Origin of the sequence: Kitasatospora sp. NPDC052896 (genome assembly GCF_044547075.1) — a bacterium.
In the GTDB taxonomy this organism is placed as follows: domain Bacteria; phylum Actinomycetota; class Actinomycetes; order Streptomycetales; family Streptomycetaceae; genus Kitasatospora.
Genome location: NZ_JBITZU010000025.1, coordinates 1601 through 18077 on the forward strand (window position 1 = coordinate 1601; position 16477 = coordinate 18077).

Annotated in this window: 16 protein-coding genes; 6 read left to right on the forward strand and 10 right to left on the reverse strand. The window is 72.4% G+C overall.

The genetic code is table 11. The annotated features are described in order from the left end of the window. Window positions 1–138 precede the first annotated feature (138 nt). The 4 genes from ACIGXM_RS31035 to ACIGXM_RS31050 form a co-directional block, all read right to left on the reverse strand. Complete coding sequence (locus tag ACIGXM_RS31035; protein WP_396566737.1) at window positions 139–384, reverse strand: acyl carrier protein; 246 nt, start codon at window positions 382–384, stop codon at window positions 139–141. 89 nt (window positions 385–473) lie between these two features. Next, the gene (locus tag ACIGXM_RS31040; RefSeq protein WP_396566738.1) at window positions 474–1511 is read right to left on the reverse strand and encodes a beta-ketoacyl-ACP synthase III; all 1038 of its coding nucleotides are present in this window, start codon (window positions 1509–1511) and stop codon (window positions 474–476) included. After that, window positions 1508–2452 carry an ACP S-malonyltransferase gene (locus ACIGXM_RS31045; RefSeq protein WP_396566739.1) on the reverse strand — a complete coding sequence of 315 codons (945 nt, stop codon included), beginning with the start codon at window positions 2450–2452 and terminating at the stop codon, window positions 1508–1510. Before ACIGXM_RS31045 ends, ACIGXM_RS31040 begins: the two co-directional genes overlap by 4 nt. Window positions 2453–2541: 89 nt before the next feature. Next, window positions 2542–3729, reverse strand: coding sequence for a PucR family transcriptional regulator (locus tag ACIGXM_RS31050; RefSeq protein ID WP_396566740.1), 1188 nt, complete (start codon window positions 3727–3729; stop codon window positions 2542–2544). Window positions 3730–3917: 188 nt separating this feature from the next. Between ACIGXM_RS31050 and ACIGXM_RS31055 the strand changes: the two genes are divergently transcribed. Beyond that, on the forward strand, window positions 3918–4691 hold the full coding sequence (locus tag ACIGXM_RS31055; protein ID WP_396566742.1) for a pirin family protein: 774 nt from the start codon (window positions 3918–3920) through the stop codon (window positions 4689–4691). Here the strand turns inward: ACIGXM_RS31055 and ACIGXM_RS31060 are convergent. Then, the gene (locus ACIGXM_RS31060; protein ID WP_396566744.1) at window positions 4682–5524 is read right to left on the reverse strand and encodes a serine hydrolase domain-containing protein; all 843 of its coding nucleotides are present in this window, start codon (window positions 5522–5524) and stop codon (window positions 4682–4684) included. The two genes, ACIGXM_RS31055 and ACIGXM_RS31060, sit on opposite strands and share 10 nt — an antisense overlap. A 128-nt stretch (window positions 5525–5652) precedes the next feature. Here ACIGXM_RS31060 and ACIGXM_RS31065 point away from each other — a divergent pair, with 128 nt between their 5' ends. After that, window positions 5653–6129 (forward strand): MerR family transcriptional regulator, encoded by a 477-nt coding sequence (locus tag ACIGXM_RS31065; RefSeq protein ID WP_396566746.1) that lies wholly within the window; start codon window positions 5653–5655, stop codon window positions 6127–6129. A 7-nt stretch (window positions 6130–6136) separates the two neighbouring features. Continuing rightward, complete coding sequence (locus ACIGXM_RS31070) at window positions 6137–7156, forward strand: aldo/keto reductase (protein WP_396566748.1); 1020 nt, start codon at window positions 6137–6139, stop codon at window positions 7154–7156. A gap of 232 nt (window positions 7157–7388) precedes the next feature. Here ACIGXM_RS31070 and ACIGXM_RS31075 read toward each other — a convergent pair whose 3' ends face one another. From ACIGXM_RS31075 to ACIGXM_RS31085, 3 genes are all read right to left on the reverse strand, one after another. Further along, window positions 7389–8567 carry an alpha/beta hydrolase gene (locus ACIGXM_RS31075; RefSeq protein WP_396566750.1) on the reverse strand — a complete coding sequence of 393 codons (1179 nt, stop codon included), beginning with the start codon at window positions 8565–8567 and terminating at the stop codon, window positions 7389–7391. A 128-nt stretch (window positions 8568–8695) separates the two neighbouring features. Beyond that, on the reverse strand, window positions 8696–9049 hold the full coding sequence (locus ACIGXM_RS31080; protein WP_396566752.1) for an MmcQ/YjbR family DNA-binding protein: 354 nt from the start codon (window positions 9047–9049) through the stop codon (window positions 8696–8698). A gap of 71 nt (window positions 9050–9120) precedes the next feature. Then, window positions 9121–9798, reverse strand: coding sequence for a TetR/AcrR family transcriptional regulator (locus ACIGXM_RS31085; RefSeq protein WP_396566754.1), 678 nt, complete (start codon window positions 9796–9798; stop codon window positions 9121–9123). 179 nt (window positions 9799–9977) lie between these two features. Between ACIGXM_RS31085 and ACIGXM_RS31090 the strand changes: the two genes are divergently transcribed. Beyond that, on the forward strand, window positions 9978–11588 hold the full coding sequence (locus tag ACIGXM_RS31090; RefSeq protein ID WP_396566756.1) for an MFS transporter: 1611 nt from the start codon (window positions 9978–9980) through the stop codon (window positions 11586–11588). Window positions 11589–11645: 57 nt separating this feature from the next. Here ACIGXM_RS31090 and ACIGXM_RS31095 read toward each other — a convergent pair whose 3' ends face one another. Next, complete coding sequence (locus ACIGXM_RS31095; protein ID WP_396566758.1) at window positions 11646–11828, reverse strand: hypothetical protein; 183 nt, start codon at window positions 11826–11828, stop codon at window positions 11646–11648. A 128-nt stretch (window positions 11829–11956) separates the two neighbouring features. Beyond that, window positions 11957–14707: a pyruvate dehydrogenase (acetyl-transferring), homodimeric type gene (gene aceE, locus ACIGXM_RS31100; protein WP_396566760.1), complete on the reverse strand. Its 2751-nt coding sequence runs from the start codon at window positions 14705–14707 to the stop codon at window positions 11957–11959. Between the two features lie 577 nt (window positions 14708–15284). Between aceE and ACIGXM_RS31105 the strand changes: the two genes are divergently transcribed. Both ACIGXM_RS31105 and ACIGXM_RS31110 read left to right on the forward strand, forming a co-directional pair. After that, the gene (locus ACIGXM_RS31105; RefSeq protein ID WP_396566762.1) at window positions 15285–15722 is read left to right on the forward strand and encodes a DUF3052 domain-containing protein; all 438 of its coding nucleotides are present in this window, start codon (window positions 15285–15287) and stop codon (window positions 15720–15722) included. A 296-nt stretch (window positions 15723–16018) separates the two neighbouring features. Beyond that, window positions 16019–16477, forward strand: coding sequence for a peroxiredoxin (locus tag ACIGXM_RS31110; RefSeq protein WP_396566764.1), 459 nt, complete (start codon window positions 16019–16021; stop codon window positions 16475–16477).

Consider the following 16477-nt stretch of genomic DNA (forward strand, 5'->3'; position numbering starts at 1 on the left):
CCCCGCCCCCCGCCCCCCCCCGGGGGGGGGGCGCGGGGCGTCTGTCCTCCGCGCCCCCGCGGCGGGGGGGGGGGGGCGGGGGGGGGGGGGCGGGGGGGGCCCCGGGGGGGGCTGCCGAGGGCGCCCCCGCCGGGAGGATCAGGCGTTCTCGATGATGTAGTTCACCGCGTCGCCGACGGTCTTGAGGTTCTTGACCTCGTCGTCCGGGATCTTCACGTCGAAGCGCTCCTCGGCGGCCACGACGACCTCGACCATGGAGAGCGAGTCGACGTCCAGGTCGTCGGTGAACGACTTGTCGAGCTCGACGTCCTCGGCGGGGATACCGGCGATCTCGTTGACGATCTCGGCGAGACCTTCCAGAACCGCCTCGGGGGTGGTAGCCATGCTGGCTGCTCCTCGTTTGGTGTTGATTGGTGTTGACCGGTTCACCGCGCGGATGCGCGGCCCCGGTTCGACAGGTGGCGCGGATGTGCCTAAGGGAGGGTAACGACTGCGGCCGCGTAGACCAGACCCGCCCCGAACCCGATGATCAGAGCCAGGTCCCCGCTCTTCGCCTCGCCGCTCTCCAGCATCCGCTCCATCGCCAGCGGGATGGAGGCCGCGGAGGTGTTGCCGGTCTCGGCGATGTCCCGGGCGACGGGCACCGATTCGGGTAGCTTGAGGGCCTTGATCATGGCGTCGGTGATCCGCATGTTGGCCTGGTGCGGGATGAACGCGCCGAGCTGGTCGGCCCGCACCCCGGCGGCGTCCAGCGCCTGCTGGGCGACCTTGGCCATCTCCCAGACGGCCCAGCGGAAGACCGGCTGGCCCTCCATCCGCAGGGTCGGCCAGATCAGCTCGCTCCCGGTCCCGGCACCGTTGATCGCGTCCGGCTTGCTGAACGCGGTGTCCCAGGCCTCGGTCTGCGAGATGACGTCCTTCTGCGAGCCGTCCGAGCCCCAGATGACCTTGCCGATCCCCGGGGTGTCGGACGGGCCGACGACGGCCGCACCGGCGCCGTCACCGAAGATGAAGGCGGTCGACCGGTCGTGCTTGTCGGTCAGGTCGCTCAGTCGCTCGACGCCGATCACCAGCACGTACTCGGCGCTGCCGCCGCGGATCATGCCGTCCGCCAGGCTCAGGCCGTAGCCGAAGCCCGCGCAGGCCGCCGAGATGTCGAAGGCGGGCGCGGTGCCGCAGCCGAGCCGCTGGGCGATCTCGGTGGCGATGGCGGGGGTCTGCTTGAAGTGCGAGACGGTGGCCACGATCACGCCGCCGATCTGCGCCGGGTCGATCCCGGCCTGGGCGATCGCCTTGCCGGCGGCCTGCACCGACATCTCGGAGACCGACTCGTCCGGTCCGGCCCAGCGGCGCTCGGCGATCCCGCTGCGGGTGCGGATCCACTCGTCCGAGGAGTCGATCCACTGCAGCACCTCGGCGTTCGGGATCACCCGGACCGGCCGGTACCCGCCCACGCCGTGGATTCGCGAGTAGCTCGCTCCGCTGGCGGGGCGGATCTGCGGGGTGCTCATGCGGAGGTCTCCTCACCGGTGTGCTCGGCCATCAGTTCGCGGGCCTTGTCGAGGTCGGCCGGGGTCTTCAGGGCCAGCGTCGCGACGCCCTTGACGTTGCGCTTCACCAGCCCGGTCAGGGTGCCCGCCGGGGAGAGCTCGATGACGCAGGTCGCGCCGAGCTGCTCCAGGGTCTCCATGCAGAGGTCCCAGCGGACCGGGTTGGAGACCTGCGAGACCAGCCGGGCGAGCACCTCGGCGCCGGACGCCACGACCTCGCCGTCCTTGTTGGAGACGTACCGGGTCACCGGGTCGGCGACGGTCAGGGTGGGAGCCAGCTCGGCCAGCCGCTCGACGCCCGGGGCCATGTGCCGGGTGTGGAAGGCGCCGGCCACCTTGAGCGCGACCAGCTTCGCCTTGGCCGGCGGGTCGGCGCGCAGCGCCGCCAGCTGGTCCAGCGTGCCGGCCGCGACGATCTGGCCGCCGCCGTTGTTGTTGGCGGGGGTGAGGCCGTGCTCGGCGAGCTTCGCGGCGACCTCGTCCGGGTCGCCACCGAGCACCGCGAGCATGCCGGTCTCGGTGACCGCCGCCGCCTCGGCCATCGCCCGGCCTCGTTCGCGGACGAAGGTCAGCGCGTCGGCGGGGTCCAGCACGCCCGCCAGGGCGGCGGCGGTGATCTCCCCGACGCTGTGGCCGGCGACCGCGCCGACCAGCTTGGCGATGTCCTCCGCGCCCGGCAGCAGCGCCCCGGCGGTGACCAGACCGGCCGCCACCAGCAGTGGCTGGGCGACCGCGGTGTCCTTGATCTCGTCCGCGGACGCCTCGGTCCCGTAGCGCACCAGGTCGAGGCCGGCCACGTCGGACCAGCGGCGCAGCCGGTCGGCCACGCCGTCCACCTCCAGCCAGGGGCTGAGGAATCCGGGGGTCTGGGCACCCTGTCCAGGGGCGACGATAACGAGCACGGTTCAACCCTCTCTCGCCAGGCGCCCGAGGGCGGGTAGGCGACGGTAACGAAGAAAACTACGTCGGATTGTGGGGTCCCTACAGCGAGTCACCCCTGAGTGGGGCCGGATTCCAGACGGCCCAGGGCGAGGGCGATGCGCAGCGTGAACGCCGAACGGACGTCCGAAGGGGCGTACCCCGTGACGTCGGTCACACGCCGCAGGCGGTAGCGCACGGTGTTCGGGTGGACGAAGAGCATTCTGGCGGCCCCCTCCAGCGAGGAGGCCTGTTCCAGGTAGACACTCAGCGTCTCCAGCAGTGCGGAGCCGGCCTCGTCCAGCGGTGTGTAGATCTCCTCCACCAGCTGGCGGCGGGCCACCAGGTCGCCGGCCAGCGCCCGCTCGGGCAGCAGGTCGTCGGCCAGCACCGGGCGGGGGGCGTCCGGCCAGGCCGCGCAGGCCCGCAGGCCGGCGGCGGCGGCGTGTGCCGAGCGGGTCGCCGAGAGCAGGTCGCCGACGGTCGGCCCGACCACCACCGGGCCGGGCGCGAACTGGCCGATCAGCGCCCGGGCGGCGTGCACCGGCTCCTTGTCGCCGCCGACCACCACCACCAGCCGCTTGCCGAGCACCCCGGTCAGCACGTGCAGCCGGGCGTACCGGGCGGCCCGCCGGATCGCCTCCACCACCGCCTCGCTGTCCCCGTCCGGTGCGCTGCCCATCACCACCCGGACCTGGCTCGGCTGGCCCCAGCCGAGCGCGGCGGCCCGGGAGAGCACGCCCTCGTCGGCGTCGCCGGAGAGCAGCGAGTTGACCACCAGCGCCTCCAGCCGGGCGTCCCAGGCGCCGCGCGCCTCGGCGGCCTGGGCGTACACCTGGGCGGTCGCGAAGGCGATCTCGCGGGCGTAGACCAGCACCGACTCGCGCATGCCGGCCTCGTCGCCGGGGGCGGCGACCTCCGGGATCGCCTCCTCCATCACCTCGATCGTGGTGCGGATCAGCTCCACGGTCTGCCGCAGGGTGATCGCCCGGGTCAGCTCGCGCGGGGCGGTGCCGAAGACGTCGGTGCTGATCGCCTGGGGGGCGTCCGGGTGGCGGTACCACTCGGTGAAGGCGGCGATGCCGGCCTGGGCGACCAGGCCGATCCAGGAGCGGTGCTCCGGTGGCATCCGGCGGTACCAGCCGAGCTGGTCGTCCATCCGGGCGATCGCCGCGCTGGCCAGCTTGCCCGCGGACTTCTCCAGCCGCTTGAGGGTGGCGGCCCGCAGCTCGGCGTGCTCGGCGGCGAGCCGGCGTTCCACGGCGGTTCCGCCGGAACCGGTGGACCGTCGCGCGGTCCGCTTCCCGGCAGGCTGGTTCTGGTCGTTCGCGGCGGGGGCTGAGGCGGCTGGCACAGGACAAGCCTGCCTCACCGCGGGGGGTGCTCGTGCACACCCCCCGGGAAATCGCTTCTCGGCCGGGCTGCCCGCAGCGACTACGGTGGGCTGCTGTGACCGACCTTGGACGCCCCCGGGCAGATCTTCGCCGCACCGCCGAGCGCTACCGTTCCACCCCCGTCGAGGGGGTGGAGAGCCGGCACGCGTTCTCCTTCGCGGACCACTACGACCCGAGGAACACGCACTTCGGCGCGCTGCTCGCGTGCAACGAGGAGACCCTCGCGCCGGGCGCGGGCTTCGAGCCGCACCAGCACCGCGACGTGGAGATCGTCACCTGGGTGCTGGAGGGCGCGCTCGCCCACCGGGACGAGGGCGGGCACGCCGGGGTGGTCAGGCCGGGCATGGTGCAGCACCTCAGCGCGGGCAGCGGGGTGCGCCACAGCGAGCGCAACGTCGGCGGGGCCGACGTGCCGGTGCGGTTCGTCCAGATGTGGCTCCAGCCGGACGCCTTCGACGCGCCGCCCGCGTACGGGCTGCGCAAGGTCGAGCCGACGGTCGACGGGGTCACCCTGCTCGCCTCGGGGCTGGCCCGGGACGAGGGCACGCCCGCGTTGCGACTGCGCCGCTCGGACGCCGCGCTGCACCTGGTCACCGTCGGCCCGTGGCTGCCGCTGCCGGAGCTGCCGGAGGCGCCGTACCGCTACGTCCACCTGACCGCGGGCTCGCTGGGCTACCGCACGGTGCCCGGCCCGAAGGGCGCCGGGCGCTCGATGGAGCCCGGCGACAGCGTGCGGATCACCGGCGAGGCGTTCGTCGCGCCGACCGCCGGGCCGGACGGCGTGCAGTTGCTGCTCTGGGAGATGCACTCGCCGCTGAGCTACGGCTGAGCGCTGCCCAGTTCGGCGAGCACGGCGTCGGTGAGGACCGGCCACAGCTCGGCCGCCCACGGGCCGAAGTCGCGGTCGGTCAGTGCCACGCAGGCCACCCCGGCGGCCGGGTCGACCCAGAGGAAGGTGCCGGACTGCCCGAAGTGCCCGAAGGTCTCCGGCGAGCTGTGCTGCCCGGTCCAGTGCGGCTGCTTGCCGTCGCGGATCTCGAAGCCGAGCCCCCAGTCGTTCGGGCGGCGGTGTCCGAAGCCCGGCAGCACGCCGCTCACTCCGGGGAAGGCGACCTGCCGGGTGGCCGTGGCCAGCGTGGACGGGTCCAGCAGCCGGGGCGCCTGCAGCTCGGCGGCGAACCGGGCCAGGTCGGCCGCGGTGGAGACGCCGCCGGCGCCGGCCGGGGTGCGGTGGGTGGTGTCCAGCCGGGTCGAGGCCATGCCGAGCGGCTGGAAGACGGCCTCGGTGAGGTACTGCGCGAACGGGATCCCGGAGGCCTTGGCGAGCGCCTCGGCGAGCACCTCGAAGCCGGCGTTGGAGTAGAGCCGGCGGTCGCCCGGGACGGCCATCGGACGCTGCTCGTCGTAGGCCAACCCCGAGGTGTGGGCGAGCAGGTGACGGATGGTCGAGCCCTCCGGGCCGGCCGGGTCGTCCAGCTCGAAGACGCCCTCCTCGACCGCGACCAGCGCGGCGTAGGCGGTGAGCGGCTTGGTCACCGACGCCAGCGGGAAGGCGTGGTCCTGAGGCCCGTGCGCGCCCAGGACCGCGCCGTCCGCGCCGCGCACCAGCACCGCGGCGGCGGTCGGAACGGGCCAGTTCTCGATCAAACGCAAGCTCTGCATGGAGCGAACTCTAGTGTGGCCCGGCGCGGCGTCCGAGGCTGGCTTGCTTGGAGTGCACTCCAACTCGGTAGCGTCGGTGGTACGTCGTTACCGAATCACGTCGTTACCGACACCAGGGGGTTCCACCCATGGCTGCCACGGCCGGCACCGCCGCCTCCCAGGCGCTCTCGTTCGACCCGCAGGACTGCGGCCCGGCCTACCGGGAGCCGCGGGCCGAGCCCGACGGCGCCCCTCGGCACAGCATCAGCGAGGTCTCCGCCGCCAGCGGCCTGACCCCGCACACGCTCCGCTGGTACGAGCGGATCGGCCTGCTCGACCCGGTGGACCGCACGCACGCCGGCCAGCGCCGCTACAGCGACGCCGACCTGGCGCGGCTGGCCTTCCTCGGCCGGCTGCGGCAGACCGGGATGAGCGTCTCGGACATGCTCCGCTACGTGGAGCTGTCCCGGGAGGGCGACCGCACGTTCCAGGGGCGCCGCGACCTGCTGGTGGCCCACCGTGAGGAGGTCCGGCAGAAGATCGCCGACCTGCACGCCGCCCTCGCCGTGCTGGATTACAAGATCGATGTCTACTCAGCGAACTCAGCAGACTCGGGAAAGAAGTAGCGCACACATGAGCACCGCCAAACTCCCCACCGTCCCGCTCGGCACCGGCGGCCCGCTGGTCGGCGTCCAGGGCCTCGGCTGCATGGGCATGAGCGAGTTCTACGGCCCCACCGACACCACCGAGGCGCTCGCCACGCTGGACGCCGCGCTGGCGGCGGGGGTCACCATGTTCGACACCGCCGACATCTACGGCTCCGGCCACAACGAGGAGCTGATCGGCCCGTTCGTCCGGGCCAACCGGGACCAGGTGTTCCTGGCCACCAAGTTCGCCATCGAGCGCAGGGCCGAGGACCCGGCCTACCGTGGCGTGCGCAACGACCCGCCCTACATCCGGCAGGCCGTGGACGCCTCGCTGCGCCGGCTGGGGGTGGACGTGATCGACCTCTACTACATGCACCGGCGGGACCCCGAGGTGCCGTTCGCCGAGTCGGTCGGCGCGATGGCCGAGCTGGTCAAGGCCGGCAAGGTGCGTCACCTCGGGCTCTCCGAGGTGACCGGGGCGGAGCTGCGCGAGGCGCACGCGGTGCACCCGATCGCGGCCGTGCAGTCCGAGTGGTCGCTGTTCTCCCGGGACGTCGAGATCAGCCTGGTCGGTGCGGCCGCCGAGCTGGGGGTCGCGGTGGTGCCGTACTCGCCGCTCGGGCGCGGGTTCCTGACCGGCGCCTTCGCCAGCGCCGACCAGCTGGCCGCGGACGACTTCCGGCGCACCCAGCCGCGCTTCACCGGCGACGCCGCGGCCGCCAACGCCGCGTTGGTCGCGCCGATCCAGCGGATCGCCAAGGAGCGTGAACTGACCGCCGCCCAGGTGGCGTTGGCCTGGGTGCACCAGCGGGCCGAGGTGCACGGGCTGACCGTGGTGCCGATCCCCGGGACCCGCAGGCGCGGCCGGCTGGCGGAGAACACCGCCGCCGCGACGATCCGGCTGGCCGAGGCCGAACTCGCCGAGCTGGACGGGATCGTGGGCCAGGTGACGGGTGGTCGTTACACGGACATGAACTTCACCGCGCTCACTCGCGAGCAGCTGTAGCCGAGTGGGACCGGGGCGCGGGGGGGGGGGGGGCGCGCGGGGGGCCCGGGGGGGGGGGGGGGGGGGGGGGGGGGGGGGGGGGGGGGGGGGCGGGCTGGGGGGCGCGGGGGGGGGGGGTTCGCGGGGCGGCCCCCCGCCCCCCGCCCCCCCCCGCCCCCCCGGGGGGCGGGGGGGGCCCCCCCGCCGGCCCCCCCCCCCGGGGGGGGCCCCCGGCGGCGGTTGGCGAACGGGCTCAGCTGGTGCGGTAGCTGACGTTCTGGTAGGCGCCCAGCGCGATGGCGGCGAAGTTGTGCAGGCTGGCGGTGCCGGCGGCGAAGTAGCCGGTGTGGCCGACCGCGCCGGCCGAGGAGATCTCCTCGGCGCCGAAGTCGGAGCTGGTCGGGTCGGCGCCGTGGCCGAGGTTGCCGACCTCCACGTACGGCACGTCGCCGATCCAGTCGGTGGAGTCGCGGGTGGCCCACAGGTGGACGCCGCTCCCCAGCTCGCCGGCGTCCGACACGCCCATCCCCGGGCTGCCGAAGACCACCATGTCGGTGGTGGCGCCGTGCAGGGTGGGGCCGGCGATCCCGCAGACCACCGTGCCGTAGGAGTGGCAGAGCAGGGCCGGCGGGGCCACCGGGTGGCTGGTCTGCTTCAGGCCGTCCAGCAGCCGCTCCAGCCGGGGCGCGCCGGCTTCGGCGAGCCGGGAGGTGACGGCGTCCGGGCCCAGGCCGACCGGGGTGACGTAGCCGGTCCAGGCGATGACCGCGGTGCTGGTCCCCGGGGACTGCCGCCCCTCCTCGGCCTGCAGCGCGCGGGCCATCCCGGCCGGCGAGCGCAGTGGGTCGTCGGTGCGGTCGAAGTGGCCGAGGTCGGTGTCCGAGCCGGGCACGATCACCGAGACCCGGTCCGCGGTCGCCAGGTCGCCGAAGACCTCGCTGACCAGGCCGCGGCCGCGCGGGTCGAAGGCGAGGATCTGCCGGCCCGGGGCGAGCAGCGCCTGGCAGTCGTTGGCCCGGGAGACCGCCAGCGCGTGGCTGGCCGGGTCGAGCTTGGGGTCGGCGGCCTGGGCCTTGGCCTGGTCCCGGTCGGCGGTGATCGCCAGGGCGTTGGCGCGGTAGCGCAGCTGCAGCGGAGCGCCGTCCAGGTTGCCGACCACCAGCGGGTACTCGCGCACCAGCTGGTCCTGCTGGGCCGGGGTGAGCGAGGCGAAGAAGGTCGCCACGGTGGCGGCGTCGGCGGTGGCCGGGTTGGGCAGCGAACGGCCGAGCGAGTGGTCCTTGACCCAGGCGGAGCTGCCGGTCGGCGGAGTGGTGATGACGACCTGCTCGTTGGAGGCGGCGGCCTGGGCCGCCGCGGCGCCCGCGTCGGCCAGCACCGCGCAGGTGGCGAAGGCGCCGATCAGAATGCGCTTCAACCGCCTGCGCTGCATCGCGTCAACTCCTCGGGAACCTCGACCGTGACGACGGGCCGGGCCCGGTGGTCGTACGACTGTTGCTACGACCTGCCAGCGTAGATGTTCAAGAAGCGGGATGGCGGCGCATCAAACTGTGGGTTGGCTCACACCGGTGGCGGATTGACGGCGTCGAACTCCCGCACCAGGCGCTTGGGGGCGGTCCGGCGCCAGGCCTCGGTGAGCAGCCCGCGCAGCTCCTCGCGGTCCACCAGATCGAGCCGGACCCGCACCCAGCCGAACCGCCCGACGTACGGCGCGACGGAGAAGGTCTCCGGCTCGGCCGCGACGAGTTCGGCCTGCTCGACGGGGGAGGCCTTGACCGAGACGGTGTCGCCGCCCTCGGCGCCGAGCGCGAAGATCTTCTCGCCGACCCGCAGGGTGGTCTCACCCCAGGTCGGCCGCTCGGCGGCGCTGGGCAGCGCGAGGCCGAGCGCGCGGAACTCGTCGAAGGTGACCATGGCGGCAGCCTAGGGCGTGGCACTGTCACCCGAGCCGGGTAGCGCGCGCCCGGCGCACATTCAGCCGGAGATCAGCGCCAGTCGCTCGCCAGAGCCGGGGCGAGCTGGTCGACATGGCGCTCGATGATCGCCACCATGCTCTCCGGGCCACTGTCCGAGGCCGGTTCCTCGACCGTGCTCCAGGCCAGGTGGGAGACCCGCAGCACGGCCCCGAAGATCGCGGCCAGCAGCCGCGGTCGCAGGTCGGTGGCCGGGTCCAGACCCTCGCGCTCGGCCAGGATGCCGGCCACCACCCGCTCCTGCTCGGTGGTCCGGCGCAGGTGGGCGGCGAGCAGGGTGGGGTTGGTCTCGATCAGCTGGAGCAGCTCCAGCGCCGCGACCACCCGCCGGTGGCCGGAGTCGCGGGTGGAGCCGAAGCCCCGCCAGCAGGCGGTGATCGCGGACCGTAGCGCCTGGAGCGGGTTCTCCTCGGGGGGCCGGCGGCGCAGGCAGTCGATGAAGAAGTCCTCGGCGTCCGCCAGTACGGCGAGCGCGGCCTCCTCCTTGTTGGCGAAGTAGCGGAAGAACGTGCGCTGCGAGACGTCCACCGCGGCGGCGATCTCGTCGACCGTGGTGGCGGCGTAGCCCCGGCTCAGGAACAGGTTGTGCGCGGCGTCCAGCAGGGCGTCCCGGGTGCGCTGCTTCTTCCGTTCGCGCAGGCCCAGCACCTGGCAGGGGTGTGCGGCGGCAGCCGTCGGATTGGGGGCCATGAGATCCACGATAGCGCTCTGTCAGATGTCAGCAATGGTCAGAAGACAGTTATTGCCGATTGTCAGCTACTGTCATAATGTCGGAACGGTGGCGCCCGCCAAGGCCGGAGTGCTCGTGGGGACGGGCAGGGCCCGGGTGCCACCCGACCCTGCTCGCCAGCCTCCGGAAGGCCTCGTCGATGAGCCAGTCCGACCTCCAGACCGCCCGGGCGGGGGCGTCGCCCCAGCGCGACACCCCGCCCGCCGACCGCCCCGGCCTGCGTGGCCACCCCTGGCTGACCCTGCTCACCGTCGCGGTCGGCGTCATGATGGTGGCGCTCGACGGGACCGTGGTCGCCATCGCCAACCCGGTCATCCAGACCGACCTGCACGCCTCGCCCGCCGACATCCAGTGGGTGACCAGCGGCTACCTGCTGGCCCTCGCGGTCTTCCTGATCACCGCCGGCAAGATCGGCGACCGGTTCGGCCACCGGACCACGTTCCTGGTCGGCGCGGCGGGCTTCGCCGCCAGCTCGGCCGCGATCGGCTTCGCCGGCAGCATCCAGACCGTGATCGCCTTCCGGGTCCTGCAGGGCCTCTTCGGCGCGCTGCTCCAGCCCGCCGCACTCGGCCTGCTGCGCGGGGCCTTCCCGGCCGAGCGGCTCAACATGGCGATCGGCATCTGGGGCGGCGTGATCGGCGCCTCCACGGCGGCCGGTCCGATCATCGGCGGGCTGCTGGTCGAGCACGTGAGCTGGCAGTCGGTCTTCTTCATCAACATCCCGGTCGGGCTGCTCGCGGTGCTGCTGGGTCTGTGGATCCTGCGGGACGTCCGGAGCGAGAACGCCGCCAGGTCCTTCGACCTGCCCGGCATCGTGCTGCTCTCGGGCGCGATGTTCATGCTGGTCTGGGGCATCATCAAGGCCCCGGCCTGGGGCTGGGGCGATGCGTCCACACTGCTCTTCCTGGGCGGGGCGGTGCTCGCCATGGCGGCCTTCGCGTTCTGGCAGACCCGGGCGAAGGAGCCGCTGATCCCGCTCACCCTGTTCCGCTCGGTGCCGCTCTCCGCGGGCACCCTGCTGATGGTGCTGATGGCCTTCGCCTTCTTCGGGGCGATCTTCTTCGTCACCTTCTACCTCCAGAACGTGCACGGGATGACGCCGGTGCAGGCGGGCGTCCACCTGCTGCCGATGACCGGGATGATGATCGTCGGCAGCCCGCTGGCGGGCACCGCGATCGGCCGGATCGGGCCGCGGATCCCGATCGCGGTCGGCATGCTGCTCACCGCGGTGGCGATGTTCGGGATGTCCACCCTGGGCACCGGCTCCGGCGGCGCGGTGATGTCGCTCTGGTTCGTGCTGCTGGGCCTGGGCATCAGCCCGGTCATGGTCGGCGCCACCGAGGTGATCGTCGGCAACGCCCCGCTGGAGCTGTCCGGCGTGGCGGGCGGCCTGCAGCAGGCCGCGATGCAGGTCGGCGGCAGCCTCGGCACCGCGGTGCTCGGTGCGCTGATGGCCGCCAAGGTCGGTGACGTGCTGCCGGGCAACTGGGCGGCGAAGACCCACCTGCCGCTGCCGCAGGGCGAGCAGCTGGCCCAGCTCAAGCAGGGCGCCCAGGTCGGCGTCGCCGGGGCGGCCCCCGGGACCCCGGCGCCGGTCGCGCACGCCATCGCCGACGCCGTGCACAGCTCGTTCGTCAGCGGCATGTCGTTGGCCTTCGCGGTGGCCTCGGTGGTCGCGCTGGCCGCCGCCGCGCTGGGTCTGCTCACCAAGCGCGGGTCGACGGACGCGGGCCCCGCGGTGCACGTCTGAGCCGTCCCCCGAACGGGCGAACGCCGGCCGCTGCTCCAGCGGTCGGCGTTCGCGGTGTCAGCGGCTTTCCGGCGGCTCGTTGGCCGCCTCCTGCAGGGCGCGGGCGTGGTGCAGGTAGCGGGTGCGCTCCTCGCGTTCCAGGTCGGGGAAGTAGGCCTGCAGCCGGTTGCTCGCCTCCACCGGGGAGAGGTGCAGTTCGGTCAGCAGGAAGCGGGCCCGGGCGGTGATCTCCTCGTTCATGCGCCGATCATCGCCACCACGGGCCCCGCGGGCCTGCCGGGTTGGGCCGACCGGGCGACGACCCGTACGCCCGAGGGCCGGACTCCGCACGGGAGTCCGGCCCTCGGGGTGTCAGCTCGACCGACCGGTCAGGCGTCGCCGCCCGCGTTGCCCGGGTCGGCGGCGGCCACGTCCAGCAGCTGGTAGCGGTCCACCGCCTCCTTCAGCGCGTGCCGCTCGATCTTGCCCTGCTTGGCCAGCTCGGTGAGCACGCCGAGCACCACCGACTGCGCGTCGATGTGGAAGAACCGGCGCGCGGCGCCGCGGGTGTCGGCGAAGCCGAAGCCGTCCGCGCCCAGCGACTGGTACTGGCCCGGCACCCAGCGCGCGATCTGGTCCGGCACCGCGCGCATCCAGTCGGAGACCGCGACGAACGGGCCCTCGGCACCGGAGAGCTTCTGCGTCACGTACGGGACGCGCTGCGGCTCCTCGGGGTGCAGCAGGTTGAACTCCTCGGTCTCCACCGCGTCGCGGCGCAGCTCGTTCCAGGAGGTCGCCGACCAGACGTCCGCCCGGACGTTCCACTCCTCGGCGAGGATCCGCTGGGCCTCCAGGGCCCACGGCACCGCGACACCCGAGGCGAGGATCTGCGCCGGGATCTGGCCGGCGGTGCCCGGGGCGTACTTGTGGATGCCCTTGAGGATGCCCTCGACGTCGACGTTCTCGGGCTCGGCCGGCATCCGGATCGGCTCGTTGTAGACCGTCATGTAGTAGAAGACGTCCTCGCCGTGCGGGTGCTCGGCGGTGGAGCCGTACATCCGGCGCAGGCCGTCCTGCACGATGTGCGCGATCTCGAAGCCGTAGGCCGGGTCGTAGGCGACCACGGCCGGGTTGGTCGAGGCGAGCAGGTGCGAGTGGCCGTCGGCGTGCTGCAGGCCCTCACCGGTCAGCGTGGTGCGGCCGGCGGTGGCACCCAGCACGAAGCCGCGGGCCAGCTGGTCGGCCATCTGCCAGAACTGGTCGCCGGTGCGCTGGAACCCGAACATCGAGTAGAAGACGTAGACCGGGATCAGCGGCTCGCCGTGGGTGGCGTAGGACGACCCGGCGGCGATCAGCGAGGCGGTGCAGCCCGCCTCGGAGATGCCGTCGTGCAGCATCTGGCCGGTCGGCGACTCCTTGTAGGCGAGCAGCAGCTCGCGGTCGACCGACTCGTAGGTCTGGCCGAGCGGGTTGTAGATCTTCGCCGACGGGAAGAGCGAGTCCATGCCGAAGGTGCGGTACTCGTCGGGCGCGATCGGCACGAAGCGGTTGCCGATGCCCTTGTCCCGCATCAGGTCCTTGAGCAGCCGGACGAACGCCATGGTGGTGGCGATGGTCTGGTTGCCGGAACCCTTCTTGACCGCCTTGTAGGCGTCGTCGCTCGGGAGCTCCAGCTGCCGCGGCCGCACCTTGCGGGTGGGCACGTAGCCGCCCAGCTCGCGCCGGCGGTCGTGCATGTACTGGATCTCCTCCGAGTCACGGCCCGGGTGGTAGTAGGGCGGGTAGCCCTCCTCCAGCTGCTTGTCAGTGATCGGGATGTGCAGGCGGTCGCGGAAGCGCTTCAGGTCCTCGACCGTCAGCTTCTTCATCTGGTGGGTGGCGTTGCGGCCCTCGAAGTTGGGGCCCAGCGTCCAGCCCTTGACGGTCTGCGCCAGGATGACGGTCGGCTGGCCCTTGTGCTCGCGGGCCGCCTTGAAGGCCGCGTAGACCTTCTTGTGGTCGTGACCGCCGCGACCCAGGTGCTGGATCTGCTGGTCGGTCATGTCCTCGACCATCTTGCGCAGCCGCAGGTCGTCACCGAAGAAGTGCTCGCGGATGTACGAGCCGGTCTCGGTGGCGTAGGTCTGGAACTGGCCGTCCGGGGTCGCGTTCAGCTTGTTGACCAGGACGCCGTCGCGGTCCTGGGCCAGCAGCGGGTCCCAGGTGCGGTCCCAGATCAGCTTGATCACGTTCCAGCCGGCACCGCGGAACTGCGACTCCAGCTCCTGGATGATCTTGCCGTTGCCGCGGACCGGGCCGTCCAGGCGCTGCAGGTTGCAGTTGACCACGAAGGTCAGGTTGTCCAGGCCCTCGCGGGCGGCGAGCGACAGCTGGCCGAGCGACTCGGGCTCGTCCATCTCGCCGTCGCCGAGGAAGGCGTAGACGTGCGACTGGGAGGTGTCCTTGATGCCGCGGTGCTCCAGGTACCGGTTCATCCGGGCCTGGTAGATCGCGCCGAGCGGGCCGAGGCCCATCGAGACGGTCGGGAACTCCCAGAAGTCCGGCATCAGTCGCGGGTGCGGGTAGCTGGACAGGCCGTAGGGGGCCTTCGACTTCTCCTGGCGGAAGGCGTCGAGCTGCTGCTCGCTCAGTCGGTCCAGCAGGAAGGCGCGGGCGTAGATGCCGGGGGAGGCGTGGCCCTGGAAGAAGATCTGGTCGCCGGACTCGCCGTCGGCGTCCTTGCCGCGGAAGAAGTAGTTGAAGCCCACGTCGTACAGCGACGCGGAGGAGGCGAAGGTGGCGATGTGGCCGCCGACGCCGATGCCCGGGCGCTGGGCACGGGAGACCATCACGGCCGCGTTCCAGCGGGTCGCGTTGAGGACCTTGCGCTCGATCTCCTCGTTGCCGGGGAAGAACGGCTCGTCCTTGGTGGCGATGGTGTTGACGTAGTCCGTGCTGCGCATCTCGGGCACGGCGACACGCTTCTCGCGGGCGCGCTCGATCAGCCGCAGCATCAGGTAGCGGGCGCGCTCGCGGCCCCGCTCGTCGATGGCCGCGTCAAGCGACTCCAGCCATTCCGCGGTCTCCTCGGGATCGAAGTCCGGGACCTGACTCGGAAGGCCGCCAATGATGATCGGGTTGCGATCTGATCCGGAAGCCACGCTGTTCCTTCACTGTCGGTCGAAACTGAGGTGTGTCGCGCCGCCTCCATCGTGTACCGCAACTCGGAGATCCGTCATCTCTACCGATGGGTAACCGGGCCGCCCGGTAAGGCGGAACGGTCAGGGGGCGCGGACCGGGCGTCGTCGCCCGGGCCGGGCACCCCCGGGTGTTACGAAGAGGTGGTCCGACCAGGTACCTGTGCTGTCTGTCCGGCCCGGATCGGTCCGGGTCGGAAGGCCGCCAGGCTCCCCGTCCGTCCGATGGCGGAAGGCCGGGGTGAGGGCCAACAGGAGACTCTACGCCCGTGATCGCGGTGCCCTCGAATGACGTTCGTATCGCGGGCAGCCGCGCGGGCGCGGGGAGCCGCCGGCGGAATGGCATCCGCAGCATGGGCGAACGCCGTACAAAAGGGCAAATCGGTGTGATTTCCAACACGGGAACCGGCGTGTTGTGCCACGACACGTCAACCTTTGGGTGGGATCGGGGGTCGGGTACTTGCGCGAACCGCCGCTCCCGTGTGGACTACGGCCACAGCCCTGGCACCGATGCCGGGCCGAAATACTGGAGGTTATTCCCGTGAGCGCGACCGCGGACCCCGCGGACAAGTCCAACCCGGCTTACCGTCTGGGCTTCGAGGAGGGCCAGATCGTTCAGGAGCTCGGGTTCGACGAGGACACCGACCAGGAGCTCCGCGAGGGCATCGAGGACATCACTGGTACGGAGCTCGTCGACGAGGACTATGACGACGTCGCCGACGCCGTCGTGCTGTGGCACCGCGAGGAGGACGGGGATCTGACCGATGCCCTCGTCGACGCCCAGGAGTACCTGGCCCCGGAGGGCCTGATCTGGCTGCTGACCCCGAAGACCGGTCGGGACGGCCACGTCGAGGCCCACGAGATCAACGAGGCGGCGCGGACCGCCGGCCTCTCCGCGACCAGCTCGGTCTCGATCGCCAAGGACTGGGCCGGCACCCGGCTGGCCACCCCGAAGGCCGCCAAGTCCGGCAAGCGCTGAGTCGCTCCCGAGGCCGCCCGGCGGGCCCTCGGACCGGCCGCACGGGCCCCGCTGGAGCTTCCTCCAGCGGGGCCCGTCCGCATCGCCGCGCCGACTGTGCGGGCCGCCGGACGACCTGTTCGCCGCGGGCGAAACTCTGCCGAAAGGGACCGGTGCGCTCACTCGTCCGGTCGAATCCGGCGAAATCGATGCGAGGATGAGCGCGCGGTCCGCCGGCCCTGTGCGGGCCCGCGGCTACCGCGCGTTCTCCCGAGGCGTCCCGCGCGACGCGATCACTGCTGAGAAAGGTCGTCACCATGGCCGTCGAGGTCGGCACCCAGGCTCCGGACTTCGAGCTCAAGAACCAGCACGGCGAGCTGGTCAAGCTCTCCGACTTCCGGGGCGAGAAGAACGTCGTCCTGGTGTTCTACCCGTTCGCCTTCACCGGTGTCTGCACCGGCGAGGTCTGCGCGATCCAGAAGGAACTGCCGCGGCTGCAGAACGACGAGGTGCAGATCCTCGCGGTCTCCAACGACTCGCCGTTCACCCTGCGCGTCTTCGCCGAGAAGGAGGGCCTGGAGTACCCGCTGCTCTCGGACTTCTGGCCGCACGGTGCCGCCTCCCGTGCCTACGGCGTCTTCGACGAGGAGAAGGGCTGCGCGGTGCGCGGCACCTTCGTGATCGACAAGGAGGGCGTGGTGCGCTGGTCGGTCGTCAACGGCCTGCCGGACGCCCGCGACGAGCAGGAGTACCTGAAGGTGCTCGGCGCGCTCTGA